Origin of the sequence: Radiobacillus deserti (assembly GCF_007301515.1) — a bacterium.
GTDB lineage: Bacteria > Bacillota > Bacilli > Bacillales > Amphibacillaceae > Radiobacillus > Radiobacillus deserti.
Genome location: NZ_CP041666.1, coordinates 2,253,225 through 2,268,805 on the forward strand (window position 1 = coordinate 2,253,225; position 15,581 = coordinate 2,268,805).

The following is a 15,581-nucleotide window of genomic DNA, read 5'->3' on the forward strand; positions in this document are numbered from 1 at the left end:
CAGTTCTCAAATAGATAATTCTTTGGATAGACGATACATTTCCTCATCAATGGTGTGAGGTTCTTGTAAAATTTCAATTATATCATGATCGACTAGCTTATTGTTTTGAATACCAACCATACGGCCTGCTTTCCCCTCTAGTAATAAATCGACTGCTTTAGCACCTAAACGACTCGCTAGCACACGATCATTCCCTGTAGGCGAGCCACCACGTTGAATGTGACCTAAAATAGTTACTCTCGTCTCAAGGTTTGTCGCTTCTTTAATTCGTTTTCCGTAATCAAATCCACTTCCTACACCTTCAGCAAGGACAATAATACTATGTTTTTTTCCACGCTCATGTCCTTTTTTCAAGCGATCAATCACTTCATCAAAGTCATCCTTTTGCTCTGGGATTAAGATGCTTTCTGCCCCATCTGCTAAACCAGACCAAAGCGCTAAATCCCCAGCGTTTCTTCCCATTACTTCAATCACATATGTACGCTCATGGGAGGTTGCTGTATCTCTAATTTTATCAATAGCTTCAATCACGGTGTTTAAGGCTGTGTCAAATCCAATTGTAAAATCAGTTCCTGGAATATCATTATCAATCGTTCCTGGAACACCAATACAAGGATACCCTTTTTTCGTTAATTTTTCGGCACCACGGAAAGATCCATCGCCACCTATTACGATTAAGCCTTCGATACCAAACTTATTAAGCTGCTCGATTCCTTTATTTTGCCCTTCTTCGGTTTTGAACTCTTCACAACGTGCCGAGTACAGGATCGTTCCACCGCGTTGAATAATATCCCCAACCGAGCCTAGTTCCATTTTTTTAATATTCCCATCAATAAGTCCTTGATACCCATTGTAAATACCATACACTTCTACGTCATGGTAAATCGCTTTTCTCACGACCGCACGAACAGCAGCATTCATACCTGGTGAATCGCCGCCACTAGTTAATACACCGATTTTCTTCATTTTTTGTCACCTCTATATTTAAAGTATTTTCTACCTGTTACTTTTCTCCCCATTACACAATAATCCTAAACTGAAGAATTTTCAAATAGAATTATACCTCAATCTAGTTCTATTCTCACTAATTATAGGAAAAATTAACCGAATTGACGCAATTATACGGTATTTATTATAAACATAGCCTCTTGCTTTATTAGCAAGAGGCATCATTGGTTAACTCAGAATAGTCTCCGATTTGCTTATACTTTTCCCAACGTTTTTCTAATAATACTTCTGATCCTAGTGGCCGAAGTTCGTTTAGTGATTTAACAAGAACGTTTTTAATAGCTTTTGCTTGTTCGTCTACATTACGGTGGGCTCCGCCACTCGGTTCTTGAATAATCTCATCAATAATACCTAATGATTTTAAATCATAGGAAGTAATTTGCATCGTTTCTGCTCGCTGAGCTTGCGCAGAATCCTTCCATAATAAGGCTGCTGCACCTTCGGGAGAAATAACGGAATACGTTGAATTCTCCAGCATATGGATGCGATCTCCAATACCTAATCCTAAGGCACCACCACTTCCACCTTCTCCAATCACAATACAAATAATCGGAACGCGAAGTCCAGCCATTTCCATCAAGTTACGTGCAATTGCTTCACTTTGCCCTCTTTCCTCAGCTGCCTTACCAGGGTAAGCTCCTTTTGTATCTATAAAACTAATAATCGGACGATTAAACTTGTCCGCTTGCTTCATATGTCTTAATGCTTTTCGATATCCTTCAGGGTGTGGCATCCCAAAGTTCCTTGTGATGTTTTCTTTCGTATTCTTCCCTCTCTGATGCCCGACGATTGTGACAGATTGTCCTTGAAATTTGCCAATCCCAGTTACAATCGCTTCGTCGTCTGCATACAGTCGATCGCCATGGAATTCGATGAAGTCGGTAAAGAGCCTTTCCACATAATCTAGTGTTGTCGGTCGATCTGAATGCCGAGCAATTTGAACACGGTCCCAAGGCTTAAGATTTCGATATATATCTTCCTCTAACTTAGCTAAACGTTGTTCCATACGAGCAATATCTTCTGTTAAATCTACATCACTAGTTTTAGTAATGTTTTTTAGCTCATTGATTTTATCCTTTAATTCGAGAACCGGCTTCTCGAATTCTAATACTTGTTTCATGAGGCATTACCTCCCTCATAATGGATATCCAGGATTGTTCCCAACATATCTCTCATCTCAAGTCGGTTTATTACTTTGTCTAGCTGACCATGTTCAAGCTGGAATTCGGCAGTTTGGAAATCATCAGGTAGTTCTTCCCTAATGGTTTGTTCAATGATTCTTCTGCCGGCAAAGCCAATCAGTGCACCAGGTTCTGCAAAGTTATAGTCCCCTATCGATGCAAAGCTTGCAGATACTCCACCTGTTGTTGGATTCGTCATGACGGAAATCATCAAGCCACCGGATCTGCTAAAGCGCTCGATCGCCACGGATGTTTTACTCATTTGCATGAGACTTAACATTCCTTCTTGCATCCGAGCGCCACCAGATGCAGTGAAAATAATAAACGGAAGGGAGGATTCCTTCGCTTTCTCAATTGCTCGAGCAATCTTCTCCCCAACAACAGATCCCATGCTTCCCATCCGAAAACGCGCATCCATCACAGCAATAACGGTTGCTACCCCATTGATCGCACCTTTACCGGTGACAACCGCTTCATTTAGTCCCGTTTTCTTACGATCCTTTTCCAATTTCTCCTCATAATCGGGGAAATCTAACGGATTTTTCGTCGTCATGCCTTTATCCCATTCCACAAACGTATTAGGATCCATTAAATGTTCGATACGTGTATAGGAGTCCATTTGATGATGGTGACCACATTGTGGGCACACATTGAGATTTTTCTCCATTTCTTTTCGATAAAAGATCTTTTGGCACCCCATACATTTCTGCATGATTCCTTGAGGAACATCTTGCTTTGCTTCCTCCCTAGGAATAGGTGCATATTTCTTCTTTTTATTAAAAAAGTCCTTTAGCAAGGGATATTCCTCCTTTAGTAAAATCCAGAAGGTCGTGTTCTGAATGATTCCCTTATTCTTCTTTGTATAATGTATCAAATAACGGTTCTATATCTTCCAAGCGACCATTCACAAATACTTCCAACAATTCCTTGTAAAAAGAGGATGTATAAGAAATCTGATGAACAGTGTGAGAAAAGTCTTCCACTAATTGCCATATCTTGTACATGAGATAATTTTGTGAATGCTGAAAAAGAAGAACGAAAAACGTATGGTGTTTCTCTCTGTCATCTAGTTCAGTGCTTGTACCAATTACTTGCAACTCTTTCATGACGTCCTCGTGAAGATTACCATATGCAAGTTTAGCCGCTTCTTTTTCCATAATTCGCTTTGTTGCAAGAATGTCTTTTTTCGTTTGTGGCTCATGTAGAATAAACGTCGATAAAAGTTCGACTGTTCGATGGGTTCTGTACTGTCTAAGGAAGGTCCCTTCTCCCCTTCTCGTCTCTATTAATCCTAAAAGTTCTAATGCTCTTAACGCTTCTCTTACAGAGGAGCGACCAGCGTCTAATTGTTCTGCTAGCTCTCTTTCCGATGGAAGCTTATCCCCAGGTGACAATTGATGATTCGTAATATAATTGCGTATCTCACTTAATACTTCTTCATAAACTTTTACTTTTTCAGATTGAAACAATGACGGATAGCCTCCCTAACGTTAATTGGCTAGTCTTCAATTAGCGTTAATCTTCTCGTCTTTTCTGCAACTTCCTCTGGATCGACTTGTATTCTCGCCACACCAGACTCCATCGCTGCTTTTGCCACGCTTGCAGCTACTGCAGGGGCTACTCTAGGGTCAAATGGAGCCGGTATAACATAGTCTTCATTTAATTCATCATCACTAATTAAGGCTGCAATGGCCTCCGCGGCTGCAATTTTCATCTTCTCATTGATTCTTGTTGCCCGAACATCCAATGCCCCTCTAAAAATTCCTGGAAATGCAAGTACGTTATTGACTTGGTTCGGAAAATCAGAGCGACCCGTTCCAATCACTCGTGCACCTGCATTTTTTGCAGCCTCCGGCATAATCTCAGGATCAGGATTTGCCATCGCAAAAATAATGGAGTCATCCTTCATCGTACGAACCATTTCTTCTGAGAGTAGACCACCTACGGAAACCCCGATAAAGACGTCCGCGCCCTCCATCACCTCTTCTAGATTTCCTTCGACCTTATCTTTATTCGTCATCTTAGCAACTTCATCTTTTACTTCATTCATTCCATATTTTCGACCTTCAAATATCGCGCCTTTGGAATCACACATAATCATATCTCTAACACCAAAACTATGAAGTAATTTAATAATAGCAATACCCGCTGCCCCAGCACCATTAGCTACGACCTTTATATCAGAGAATTTCTTGCCTACTAATTTGAGCGCATTTAATAGACCAGCGACGGTTACAATGGCAGTACCGTGTTGATCATCATGAAATATAGGAATATTCGTTTCTTTTTTTAACCGTTCCTCGATAACAAAGCAATTCGGGGCCGCGATATCCTCCAGATTCACTCCGCCAAAAGTCGGCTCCATCAATTTAACCGTGCGAACAATTTCATCTACGTCATGTGTATCTAGACAGATTGGAAAAGAATCTACTCCGGCAAAGCTTTTAAACAATACCGATTTACCCTCCATAACTGGTAACGCTGCTTCTGGTCCAATATTTCCAAGACCTAATACGGCAGAACCATCACTTACAACAGCAACCATGTTTCCCTTCATGGTGTACTCATAAACCGCTTCTTTTTGGTTATAGATTTCTTTACAAGGTTCCGCAACACCAGGAGAATAAGCTAAACTTAAATCTCGTGCATTCTTTACTGGTATTTTGGATTGTGTAGATAACTTTCCTTTATTCATTCGATGAATATGTAAAGCCTCATCTCTTAAATTTGACAACTAGACCCCGCTCCTTTTATTCACTCAAAGAATTGAATTGTGCGACTTTTCCAATATTGGTCTGACCACTTAACTACTACATTATAACAGATGGAAAAAGAGTGTAAAGTGGATGCACTTATACCCTTTTTCCTATTTATCTTGTCCACCTTCTACTATCAACCTTACGCCTATTATGTCCCTTTAATGACCACATTTTCTTTTCCAAACGTATGATTCAAGGATTGGATTGCTTCTCTCGTAAGCTTAATATTATATTTTCCTGCTAATTGATAGGATGTCCTATTCTGTTCATGGTACACAATAATAGGAACCGTCCCTGGATATTGATTTGCGAGTGTCTCCATCTTCTCTAGTACTTTTTGATCATTTTGCTCCGTTATTTTCAAAAACACCCGTTGAACTACTTCTGTAATTAATGCTTCTTCTTTAAATGGTTGGACGTCCTCTAAGACCCATTGTAGCCTTCCGTTACGGTTTTCAACCTTCCCTTTTAGCAAAACCATGGATTCTTCTTTTAACCATCTACTAATCGTTCGATATAAATCTGGAAATACAACTCCATCCATCTCATCCGTTTCATCCCCTAAGGACAAGAAAGCCATGGATTCACCACGTTTGGTCCGAATCGTTTTTACTTCTTGAATAATAGCACTTCCTCGTAATTGTTTTTGACCAACTAACTTACGAGCATTGCGAAAAGTGATATATCCGTTCGCTCTAAGAAGTTCTCTATATTCCGCTAAAGGATGACTAGATAAATAAATCCCTAATACTTCTTTTTCCATCTCTAGTTTTTTTATTTGCGAGAAATCTTCCATCTCCACATAAGCCTCGTCCAATTGAACATCTCCTTCAAAAAAAGAAGGCTGATCATCAAACTCTTTAAATAGTTCCGCTTGTTCTCTTGCTTGATCAATAGTGGCTAACATACTAGCGCGGTTCGCGTATGTCTCATCAAACGCTCCTGACATGATAAGCGTTTCAAGAATAGGACGAGTTACAATTTTCAACGACACACGCATGCAAAAATCAAATAGATGCTTAAATGGACCGCTTTTTCTAGCTTCCATTATCTCAGTAATAACTTGATGACCAATCCCTTTAAGTGTTAAAAACCCTACCCTTAGTTTACCTTTCCCATCAACGGTAAACCTTCCAAAGCTTTTATTTATAGAGGGTGGTAATGTAGAAATGCCCAATTCACTTGCTTCTTTTATATATGTGCGCACTTTTTCTTGTTGATTAGATACAGAGCTTAAAAGCTCTGCCATAAAGAAAGCTGGATAATGGGCTTTTAAATACGCCAGCTGATACGAGATAACACTGTAGGCAACCGCATGACTTCGGTTAAAGCCGTAATTCGCAAAACGAACAATCCACGCAAAAATCTCTTCCGCTACTGAACGCTCATACCCTTGTTCTATACAACCTTGAATGAACAATTGTTTTTGTTCATTCATTACTAAATGATCTTTTTTGGAGACGGCCCTTCTTAGGATGTCAGCTTGCCCTAAACGAAAGCCCGCCATTGTATGAGCTATCTGCATAATTTGTTCCTGGTACACTAACACACCATACGTTTTCTCAAGGATAGGCTGTAATACGCGATGTGGATAGTTAATTGGTTCCTGATTATGCTTTCTTTTGATATAAGTTGGAATATATTCCATCGGACCAGGACGGAACAAGGCGTTCACCGCTACAACGTCTTCAAATTCTGTCGGCTTCAAGGATGTTAACACTTGCTGCATACCTTGAGATTCCAATTGAAATATTCCACTCGTTGCCCCGGACTGTAGTAATGTAAATGTCTTTTCGTCCTGAAAAGGAATCGTTTCTAACCTAAAATTAGGATCTACATTCCGCTGAATGGCACGAGTAATCCTTTCCATCAAGCTTAGATTGCGAAGTCCGAGAAAGTCCATTTTTAATAATCCTAACTGCTGTACTTCATTCATTGCATATTGCGTTAAGGCGATGTCATGATGACCCGCCATTAACGGCACATGTTTTTGCAGAGGACTTTTGCTAATTAATACACCTGCTGCATGGGTGGAAACATGCCGCGGTAACCCTTCTAACTGATGAGCGATTTGAAACAATTTTTTTAATCCGTCATTTGCTTGGATATATTCTCTCAACTCAGCCGACTGCTTCACAGCATTGGCCAAGCTTCCTGTTGAACTAGAAACATGTTTTAATAGAAAAGTTAAATCTTGTTGATCTACATTCATGGTTTTCGCTAGCTCTCTTAAAGTCGACCTAGCAGCAAAGGTACCAAAGGTTGCAATTTGAGCAACATGTTCAGCCCCGTATTTTTGCTGAACATATCGAATAACCTCATCGCGTCGGTGATCTGAAAAATCAATGTCAATATCTGGCATCGTGATACGCTCTGGATTCAGAAACCGCTCAAACAGGAGATTATGCTCGAGCGGATCCACATCTGTAATCTGTAACAGATAGGCAACGAGAGAACCAGCTGCAGAACCTCTTCCCGGTCCAACCATAATTCCATTCTCTTTTGCATACTTAATAAAATCCCAAACAATAAGAAAATAGTCACTAAAATCCATTTTCTTAATGACGGATAGTTCATAGGTTAAACGTTGCTCTACTTCTGGTGTCCGTTCGTTATATCTAGAAGGAATGGATTGAAAACAAAGGCTTTCCAAGTATGTAAAAGCATCCTTCCCATCGGGAACAGGATAGGATGGCAGTAATGACTGATCAAAGGATATGGAAACATCACATGCTTGTGCAATACGGTGTGATGCTTCCAAGAGTTTTGCCCATTTGTCCGGAAATAGAAGCTCCATATCCTGTTTAGAAGCGAAATGCAACTCCCTTGACCCGTCACTTGATTCCACTTGCCACTTGCGACTATCCTTCATAGCTTGAAGACATCTGTATGCTTCTTCCTCGTCTCGTTCTACATATCTTACATCCCGGATTGCTGTATATAATATTGACTTCGAGACATGCTTTTGAATAAATGCCATGGTAAGACGAATCTTATCATTTGCCTCCGAAACCCCAATATAAAAATCTCCTTCTCGGAACAAAGTTGTCCACTTACTTAAGTAATCCTGTACCCGTTCGGTTTCATTTTGTTCAATCCATAAAGGGAGACTCGTATTTTCCCAAGGCAATATACCAATAACGTGATCAGTGTATCTATTTAAATCTGAAAAAGGAATATCTGTCTGCTTGTTAAGCTGAATGGTACTGCTTAACGCTATCAATTGTTCATACCCCATATTATTTTTGGCTAACAAAATACAAGGTACACTCGTCTCTTCATAGCGTACAAATACCACCATGCCAATGATAGGTTTAATGCCTGCCTTTTGACATGCTCGATAAAAAGGAATAACACCATGTAATACCATTTCATCCGTTATAGCGAGTGCTGTATATCCTTTATCTACTGCTGATTGGACAAGATGCTGAATTGAAATTGTACTCTTCAGTAAACTGTAACCTGTTCGTATTTGTAAATGTGTAAACTCCATTTCTTCTCCCGCCTTTTCTATAGCTTTATTATATCTAAATCGAAGACCTGTTGAAACGAATAACATAACTTGTACAACGAATTCATAAAATGGAGTAGGCATTGCCTGCATGATTTAGACATGCGGAACGACACATATTTTGTATAAAGGGTGAACAACTATGGAGGAAGAACGTTTTATTTCATCCATCATTCATTGTTATTTTATTGCTTTAGGTGTCATTATGGGTGGAACATTCATTGGAAGTATCGGAGCTTTCGCTACCGGTGAACCTCCGTTAACCGTGATGCGTCGAATCGCCAAAGGATTACGCATTTGGGCAATTGTTGCTGCAATTGGCGGAACGTTTGATGCCATCTCCAACTTTGAACGTGGTATTTATGAAGGTTCCACTATAGATGTAGTGAAACAAGTTCTTCTTATCGTGTTCGCTATGGCCGGGGTTCAGACTGCATTATTAATTATAGAGTGGTTTACACAGGAGAGTGTGGATTAATGCATTTCCCACATTTATTTAAAAAAGAAAGCTGGCAACGTTTTTTAGCAGGTTGTTTTGTCGGAGCTATTCTTTCCTTTATCATATTTTTATACATGCACGGTCGCCTTTACGAACAATGGGCGACGGACAATCTGAAGCTTCAGGAACAGATTTCTAACCTTGAATTAAAAATAAAATCCTTGTCCCAACAAAAATCTGAGCTTGATGAACAAGCTCAGGAACAGATGATTGTGCAAGAAATTGAAATCATCCTTGTGAATCAAGAGACATTAAAGCTTGATCGACTATTAGAACATCAGACGAAACAATATATAAAAGAACAAATAAGTGACGTTTTAGGCAAAAAAGTAAGCACTATTGCCTCTAATGGAAACCTACTGAAAGCGGCTATTCAAAACAAGCAATATACGATTGATGATATGAAGTTTACTGTATCCGTCAAGATGTTAACCATTGCACCAGTTGTTCGAGTCGAAGTAGAACTAGAACTAAAGAACTAACACGTGACAATTGTATGAAATTTTCTGAATTATATAGCAAAAAAGCGCTTCCTCACATATAATTAAGGTAGAAATCATTTGTAAAGGAGTGACTACCATGTTCATTATTCACACACGTCGTCTAGTTGATGAACAGATGGATCGTTTAGCCAATGGTTACTCAGCGTATGCAGAAACAAATGAACTTACTCGCCTTATGCAAAGAGAAATTAATAAACGGAACTTACCTGTCATTTTAGATCAAACCGAAAGTGGCTGCTGGTTCATTCCAGAAAAACCAGCACAAACTCATTAGACCTTCCAATGAAGGTCATTTTTATGGAAACGAAAAACAACTTGGCGTACCATGACCAAGTTGTCGTTTCTTATTTATGATGTACTTTACAGGCTTCCTCTAAATCCGCAATAACCTGATCCATTTCTTCCCATTTAGAAATAGAAGCTCCAGATGCCAGTGGATGGCCACCGCCATTGTATTTTGCGGCAATTTCATTAATAACTGGACCTTTGGATCGAAGCCGAACTCGTATCAAATCTTCTTCTTCTACAAAAAATGCCCAAGCTAGTATGCCTTCCACATCACCTAAGATGCCAACTAGCTGGCTTGTTTCCATTGCAGAAATTCCGAACTTTTCTAATGTTTCTTGATCAATTTTAATTGCGCATAGCCCCGATTCTGAGATTTCAATATGCTGCAAAATATACCCTTTAAAACGGGCAACATGTTCTGGCGTTGTGTATATGCCATCATATAAAGCAGAACGATCAAAGTCATATGTAACGAGCTCCGCAGCATATCGGAACGTTTTAGAAGTCGTACTTGGAAATAAAAAACGACCTGTATCCCCAACAATCCCACCATACAATAAACGTGCAGCTTCATTTGTGCACACAAATCCCTTATCCTTACCTTCTAAATATAGTTCATAGATTAATTCACTAGTAGAGCTGGCGTTTGTATCTACCCACATAATATCTCCATATGGATCCACATTTGGGTGATGGTCAATTTTGATAAGCTCTTTTCCCTTTACATACCTTTGGTCCGATACACGAGCTTGATTTGCAGTGTCACATACTATCACTAGAGCACCTTGATAGACTTCATCCTCCACTTTATCCATGTCAGCTAAAAAGCTTAAGGACGGATCCTCATCACCGACTAAATAAACGTGTTTATTTGGGAAACTTCCCTTAATGATTTCTCCTAACCCTTTCTGTGAGCCGAATGCATCGGGGTCTGGTCGCACATGACGATGAATGATGATTGTCTCATATTCTTTAATTTTTTCTAATATTGAAGCTATCATACATATCCCTCATTTCTTTTTCTAATCCGTATTCTTTATTTTTTCTAGTAAAAGTGAAGAAAAAACGCTAAAATGGGTAACGTAGTTTGATTCAGTTAGGAGTAGATAGGTATGATCATTTTCCCCATTATAATTGTTCTTTCCTTCGTTTTATACATCTATTACAAGGTTGCTATAATCCGTACAAATGAACCATTGTTTCAGCATTATTATCAGTCTAAAAGTAAGATTTGCTTAGGATCGTTTGTCTTTTTCTTTGGAATTAATCAGTATTTATTTTATCAAACGCGATTTTCTCTTTTAATCGGTATATTATTTCTTTTTATCGGTGGACTACAGGCATGGGATGGCATTAAAAGAACTCGTTTTTATCGAGATCAAGCTCAGCATCTACAAGCAAAAGAAGATTAGCGATCAGGCTCTTATGTAGGGCCTTTTTTATTTGTGCAGATTTAGCGATCCATTAATTGAGCCATTAAAAGTGCCTTTCCTACCATAATTTTTTCATTATATACTTCTACATCCACTTTGGCGAATTTCCGACTAACTTCTAATAAGCGAGGCCGAATTTCTAGCCGACTATCAAGTTGTACCGGCTTAATAAAATAAATCGTTAAATTTTCAACGACAAGATTTCCTTTTTTAAATTGTCGAAGTAATCGACTACTTGCTTCGGTTACAAAAGAAGTGAATACGCCATATGATAAAGAACCAAGTTGATTCGTCATCTGTGGGGTAACCTGTGCTTGATAGACGGTTCCATGTGCTTCATCTTGCACAACTTCTATTCTACTTGTTGCAATGTCCTCAATGGTTTCTCCTACCTGTGGTTGACGTTGAATATGCTGTAATGCCTTCAACACATCTTGCCGAGAAATTAAACCAGCCAAGTGTTGATGGGAATCCACAACGGGCATGATTTCGATTCCTTCCCAGACCATCATATGTGCAGCATATGCTAGTGACGTTTTCTTTCTGAACCTTCATCGGATTTTTCGTCATAACTTTTTCTACGGTTAGCAAGCGGTCTTTATCAATAACGTCTTTGGACGTTATCATTCCGATCACTCTGTTTTTATCATCTACAACAGGGAACCTACTATGCTTGGTCGTTTCATTTAACATATACCACTTCTCAAGCGTATCTCCGTGTATTAAGTAATAAGCATCCTCTAAGGATGTATAAATATCTTCTACTAATACAATTTCTTTTTTAATCAATTGGTCATAAATAGCACGGTTAATCATGGCTGCGACTGTAAATGTATCGTAGCTCGTTGACATGATTGGTAGCTTTTTCTCATCTGCTAGTTTCTTTACATGGTCATCAGTATCAAAACCACCTGTGATAAGCACAGCAGCACCTTCTTTCAGCGCTAGCTCATGAGCTTCCGTACGATTTCCTATGATAAGTAAGGAATCCTTTTCCGTGTATCGCATCATCGCATCTAGCTTCATTGCCCCTATGACAAACTTGTTTAACGTCTTATAAAGCCCTTCTCTTCCACCAAGCACCTGACCATCCACAATACTAATAATTTCAGCAAAGGTAAGGTTTTCAAAGTTTTCTTTGTTCTTTCTTTCTATACGGATTGTTCCAACCCGTTCTATCGTGCTTACTAGGCCTTGATTTTCCGCTTCCTTTATAGCTCTATAAGCAGTACCCTCACTGACATCTAGTTTTTTGGCAATCTGTCTTACCGAAATTTTGTTCCCTACAGTAAGGGACTCAATAAATTCAAGGATTTGTTCATGTTTTGTTGCCAACGTATTCACCAATCTTTCAACTGTACTAATTCGACTATATGTAATGTATTATACAGATGATTGATGGCTGTATCAATTTTATCTTTGCTCCCCTTTTCCAAATCGGCGTGTTCCATAACAGAATCCAAGTGAATCTTTTTAACAAGTCATCCTTTTTACAAAACTAACATTAGTACAGAACTACACATTAAAAGAAACTGTTCCACCAGTATTGGAAAAACTGTTTTAATAAACGCTTGAATTCATAAAAAAGGTATAGCTTTAAAACAGCTATACCCTTCCTATTATTTACAAATCAATCGATTCACCAGGCTTAAGCGCAATTCCCTTACCAGGCTTCACTTTACTAGCAAATGCATCTCCATCCTGTTCAATTAAAGGAAATGTATTATAGTGCACTGGCACGACATATTTCGCGTTTACCCATTCCGCTGCAATAAGCGCATCCTCAGGTCCCATAGTAAAGTTGTCTCCAATTGGAAGGAATGCCAAATCAATATTGTTTAATTCCCCAATTAGTTTTAAATCCGAGAATAACCCAGTGTCTCCAGCATGGTAAATTGTTTTTCCTTCTGCAAAGAATAAGATCCCAGCTGGCATACCACCATAGATGACATTCCCTTCTTCATCTGTAAAAGCAGACCCATGAAAAGCCTGTGTAAGCTTCACCCGACCGAAATCAAATTCATGACTCCCTCCAATGTGAAGTGGGTGGGTGTTTAATCCTCTGCTTTCTAAATAAACCGCAAGCTCATTTGGAGCTACTACTAGCGCATTATTTCGCTTGGCAATTTCGATCGTGTCCCCAACATGATCATTATGTCCGTGGGTAAGTAAAATAGCATCGACTTCTAACGTTTCCGGATCCAAGTCTGAGCTTCCATTACCCGTTATGAATGGATCTACAATGATTCGATGAGTTTCGGTTTGAATAAACACTGCCGATTGTCCATGAAATGATACTTTCATCTTTCATTCCCCTTTCTATATATCGTCTATTACCTTTATACCCAATTAATAGTATTTCCAAGCATTTTCATATAATTGAATAAGAATTGGGTCAATGAGACTATTAACCGCAAGCTCTAATGGCTCTCCTTGTTCGTTCATAATTTCAGCATCTTCATCCTTTCCAAAATAGGTTAATCCCTTAAGCATTTCCGTTTTTAAATATCTTGTCTCCACATCAACAGCTAACCTTTCAACCTCTATCGGGTTTCGACTTCCTAGTACAAATCCCCAGTTTCCGAAGCTCGGAACGTCCGTGTGAAAGTTTTCTGTATGAACCCCTGTGGAAGCAATCGTGTTCGTAATCGTCCAATAGACATCCGTAGCAAAGACAGGACTTGTTGCTTGTACCATAAATGCGCCACCAGCCTTGGTATGGTTCCGGACTAAAGAATAAAATTCCTTCGTATATAGCTTGTTTAGGCTCTCATTATTCGGATCAGGAAGATCTACTAAAATAACATCAAATCGCTCCTTGGATTTTTCTAAATATTCAAATGCGTCCATATGAACGACGTGTACTTTCTCATTCTCTAAACTCCCCTGATTTAAACTTGTTAACCAACGATTATGCTTGGCTAACTCAACAACAGCTGGGTCTAGGTCAACCAGCGTGATAGATTCCACTTCTTTATATTTCAGAGCTTCCTTAGCGGCTACTCCATCTCCGCCTCCTAATATAAGAACACGTTTATGTTCTTCCGCTTGGGCAAACGTTGGATGAACGAGTAATTCATGATAACGAAATTCATCGATGGAGCTCAATTGCAATTGCCCATCTAAATAAAGACGGACATCTCCTTCCTCTTCCGTAAGAATAATTTTTTGGTATTTGCTTTCCTCCATATGAATGATGGGATCCTTGTACAATTTTTGTTCAAAAGAAAAAGCAGCTTCTTCCCCAAAAAGAAATCCTAGGAATAATAGAATTGCAATGGTTAAGCCAATCGTAAAGTGAAGAGAGAGCTTTTTCATTTCTTTACGAAAGAGCCACAATACCACGAGAGCGACGGAGATATTTATAAATCCACCAAAAAATGCGGTTTTTACCATACCTAAATAAGGGCGTAAGAAAAAAACAAATAACAGTCCTCCAATTAATCCACCGGCATAATCAGAGAAAAGAACCCGAGCCGTACTGCGATTTAAGCTTACTCCTAATTCATTTGCTTTTCGAATGAGAATCGGCAACTCCACGCCCGTTAATGCACCCACCAGGAAGGTGATTACATATAAGAATATTGCATCAGATCCAGCTGGTGAGTATGCCGTAATCCCAAACATAGTAAAACTCGAAAAACCGCCAATTAACGCAACAGAAAATTCGATGTACACAAAGGCAATTACTAGTTGTTTTAGTACTTTTTCACTTACACTTGCGCCGATTCCCATACCAGTCAGAAACAGCGATATCGTTAACGTGTATTGTTTGACACCATCTCCTAAGATATAAGAACCTAACGCACCAAAAAGAACTTCAAAAACGATTCCACAGATGGAAACAATTCCTGAAGCCCAATAAATAAATTTACTTTGATTGACTGCTTGATGCTCCATCCTATCACTCCGTTGTCTCATCTTTTTGCAAGAGGAAAGTCTGGTTCCCTACACAGAACCAGACTTTTAGATTTTACCAGTAGCCAGTATTATGTAATAGAGGCTCCGATAACAAATGCTAGACCGACAGATACACCTAGAGATACAATTCCAACCGCGACATTGTTCTCTTTTAATTTTGTCTGAACGGAAAAACTTCTAGTCAATCCTTCAAAGATGAAATATGCAATCATTTGTAAAAGAACACCGTACGCACCCCAAATGATTGTTTCGGTCACGACAACACTGTTATAAATTGCAAAAGATAATATAATACAAATTCCAATGATCTTCCCTGAAATTGATAATGCTACAGCTGTATTTCCGTTTTTAATTTCTTCCCAGTCTTTGTATTTTGTTGTAATCCATTCAAAAATAACTAAGCCTATCACGACAATTGCTACTGCAATAATGAAATAAATAAATGTTAAAACAAATGGTCCCATTTTATACCCTCCTT

At 39.0% G+C, this 15,581-nt stretch carries 14 protein-coding genes and 1 pseudogene; 4 read left to right on the forward strand and 11 right to left on the reverse strand.

All coding sequences use genetic code 11. The features are described from left to right. Positions 1-6 precede the first annotated feature (6 nt). The 6 genes from pfkA to dnaE all read right to left on the reverse strand — a co-directional run bounded on the left by pfkA (position 7) and on the right by dnaE (position 8,441). A complete protein-coding gene (pfkA, locus tag FN924_RS11985; RefSeq protein ID WP_143894789.1) occupies positions 7-966 on the reverse strand; it encodes a 6-phosphofructokinase in 960 nt (319 codons plus the stop codon). Between the two features lie 190 nt (positions 967-1,156). After that, positions 1,157-2,128 (reverse strand): acetyl-CoA carboxylase carboxyl transferase subunit alpha, encoded by a 972-nt coding sequence (gene accA, locus FN924_RS11990; RefSeq protein ID WP_143894791.1) that lies wholly within the window; start codon positions 2,126-2,128, stop codon positions 1,157-1,159. After that, the gene (gene accD, locus FN924_RS11995) at positions 2,125-2,985 is read right to left on the reverse strand and encodes an acetyl-CoA carboxylase, carboxyltransferase subunit beta (RefSeq protein WP_143894793.1); all 861 of its coding nucleotides are present in this window, start codon (positions 2,983-2,985) and stop codon (positions 2,125-2,127) included. The genes accA and accD overlap by 4 nt, the downstream gene beginning before the upstream one ends. A 52-nt stretch (positions 2,986-3,037) precedes the next feature. Then, a complete protein-coding gene (locus FN924_RS12000) occupies positions 3,038-3,658 on the reverse strand; it encodes a FadR/GntR family transcriptional regulator (RefSeq protein WP_143894795.1) in 621 nt (206 codons plus the stop codon). Positions 3,659-3,687: 29 nt separating this feature from the next. Next, positions 3,688-4,923: an NADP-dependent malic enzyme gene (locus FN924_RS12005; RefSeq protein ID WP_143894797.1), complete on the reverse strand. Its 1,236-nt coding sequence runs from the start codon at positions 4,921-4,923 to the stop codon at positions 3,688-3,690. Between the two features lie 173 nt (positions 4,924-5,096). Then, positions 5,097-8,441, reverse strand: coding sequence for a DNA polymerase III subunit alpha (dnaE, locus tag FN924_RS12010; RefSeq protein WP_143897205.1), 3,345 nt, complete (start codon positions 8,439-8,441; stop codon positions 5,097-5,099). Positions 8,442-8,601: 160 nt separating this feature from the next. Here dnaE and FN924_RS12015 point away from each other — a divergent pair, with 160 nt between their 5' ends. The 3 genes from FN924_RS12015 to FN924_RS12025 all read left to right on the forward strand — a co-directional run bounded on the left by FN924_RS12015 (position 8,602) and on the right by FN924_RS12025 (position 9,735). Next, on the forward strand, positions 8,602-8,937 hold the full coding sequence (locus FN924_RS12015; protein ID WP_143894799.1) for a sporulation membrane protein YtrH: 336 nt from the start codon (positions 8,602-8,604) through the stop codon (positions 8,935-8,937). Further along, a complete protein-coding gene (gene ytrI / locus FN924_RS12020) occupies positions 8,937-9,440 on the forward strand; it encodes a sporulation membrane protein YtrI (RefSeq protein WP_143894800.1) in 504 nt (167 codons plus the stop codon). The genes FN924_RS12015 and ytrI overlap by 1 nt, the downstream gene beginning before the upstream one ends. 97 nt (positions 9,441-9,537) lie before the next feature. Then, positions 9,538-9,735 carry a YtzJ family protein gene (locus tag FN924_RS12025; protein ID WP_143894802.1) on the forward strand — a complete coding sequence of 66 codons (198 nt, stop codon included), beginning with the start codon at positions 9,538-9,540 and terminating at the stop codon, positions 9,733-9,735. Positions 9,736-9,805: 70 nt separating this feature from the next. On the opposite strand, the gene FN924_RS12030 is transcribed toward FN924_RS12025, so the two are convergent. After that, complete coding sequence (locus FN924_RS12030; RefSeq protein WP_143894804.1) at positions 9,806-10,750, reverse strand: DHH family phosphoesterase; 945 nt, start codon at positions 10,748-10,750, stop codon at positions 9,806-9,808. 111 nt (positions 10,751-10,861) lie between these two features. On the opposite strand from FN924_RS12030, the gene FN924_RS12035 reads away from it, so the two are divergent. Continuing rightward, a complete protein-coding gene (locus FN924_RS12035; protein ID WP_143894806.1) occupies positions 10,862-11,161 on the forward strand; it encodes a YtpI family protein in 300 nt (99 codons plus the stop codon). Positions 11,162-11,202: 41 nt separating this feature from the next. On the opposite strand, the pseudogene FN924_RS12040 reads toward FN924_RS12035, so the two are convergent. The 4 genes and pseudogenes from FN924_RS12040 to FN924_RS12055 form a co-directional block, all read right to left on the reverse strand. Further along, positions 11,203-12,517: pseudogene (locus tag FN924_RS12040) on the reverse strand (DRTGG domain-containing protein). 288 nt (positions 12,518-12,805) lie between these two features. Then, complete coding sequence (locus tag FN924_RS12045; protein WP_143894808.1) at positions 12,806-13,486, reverse strand: metal-dependent hydrolase; 681 nt, start codon at positions 13,484-13,486, stop codon at positions 12,806-12,808. A 45-nt stretch (positions 13,487-13,531) separates the two neighbouring features. Next, positions 13,532-15,103 carry a polyamine aminopropyltransferase gene (locus FN924_RS12050; RefSeq protein ID WP_143894810.1) on the reverse strand — a complete coding sequence of 524 codons (1,572 nt, stop codon included), beginning with the start codon at positions 15,101-15,103 and terminating at the stop codon, positions 13,532-13,534. A 68-nt stretch (positions 15,104-15,171) separates the two neighbouring features. Continuing rightward, positions 15,172-15,567, reverse strand: a complete 396-nt coding sequence (locus FN924_RS12055; protein WP_143894812.1) for a DUF350 domain-containing protein — start codon at positions 15,565-15,567, stop codon at positions 15,172-15,174. Positions 15,568-15,581 lie beyond the last annotated feature (14 nt).

What these genes read in the sequence shown, in the direction of transcription:
- FN924_RS12055 (WP_143894812.1), bottom strand. Translation starts at nt 15,567, where the DNA reads ATGGGACCATTTGTTTTAACATTTATTTATTTCATTATTGCAGTAGCA.
- FN924_RS12050 (WP_143894810.1), bottom strand. Translation starts at nt 15,103, where the DNA reads ATGAGACAACGGAGTGATAGGATGGAGCATCAAGCAGTCAATCAAAGT.
- accA (WP_143894791.1), bottom strand. Translation starts at nt 2,128, where the DNA reads ATGAAACAAGTATTAGAATTCGAGAAGCCGGTTCTCGAATTAAAGGAT.
- dnaE (WP_143897205.1), bottom strand. Translation starts at nt 8,441, where the DNA reads ATGGAGTTTACACATTTACAAATACGAACAGGTTACAGTTTACTGAAG.
- pfkA (WP_143894789.1), bottom strand. Translation starts at nt 966, where the DNA reads ATGAAGAAAATCGGTGTATTAACTAGTGGCGGCGATTCACCAGGTATG.
- FN924_RS12030 (WP_143894804.1), bottom strand. Translation starts at nt 10,750, where the DNA reads ATGATAGCTTCAATATTAGAAAAAATTAAAGAATATGAGACAATCATC.
- FN924_RS12035 (WP_143894806.1), top strand. Translation starts at nt 10,862, where the DNA reads ATGATCATTTTCCCCATTATAATTGTTCTTTCCTTCGTTTTATACATC.
- FN924_RS12025 (WP_143894802.1), top strand. Translation starts at nt 9,538, where the DNA reads ATGTTCATTATTCACACACGTCGTCTAGTTGATGAACAGATGGATCGT.
- FN924_RS12015 (WP_143894799.1), top strand. Translation starts at nt 8,602, where the DNA reads ATGGAGGAAGAACGTTTTATTTCATCCATCATTCATTGTTATTTTATT.
- FN924_RS12045 (WP_143894808.1), bottom strand. Translation starts at nt 13,486, where the DNA reads ATGAAAGTATCATTTCATGGACAATCGGCAGTGTTTATTCAAACCGAA.
- ytrI (WP_143894800.1), top strand. Translation starts at nt 8,937, where the DNA reads ATGCATTTCCCACATTTATTTAAAAAAGAAAGCTGGCAACGTTTTTTA.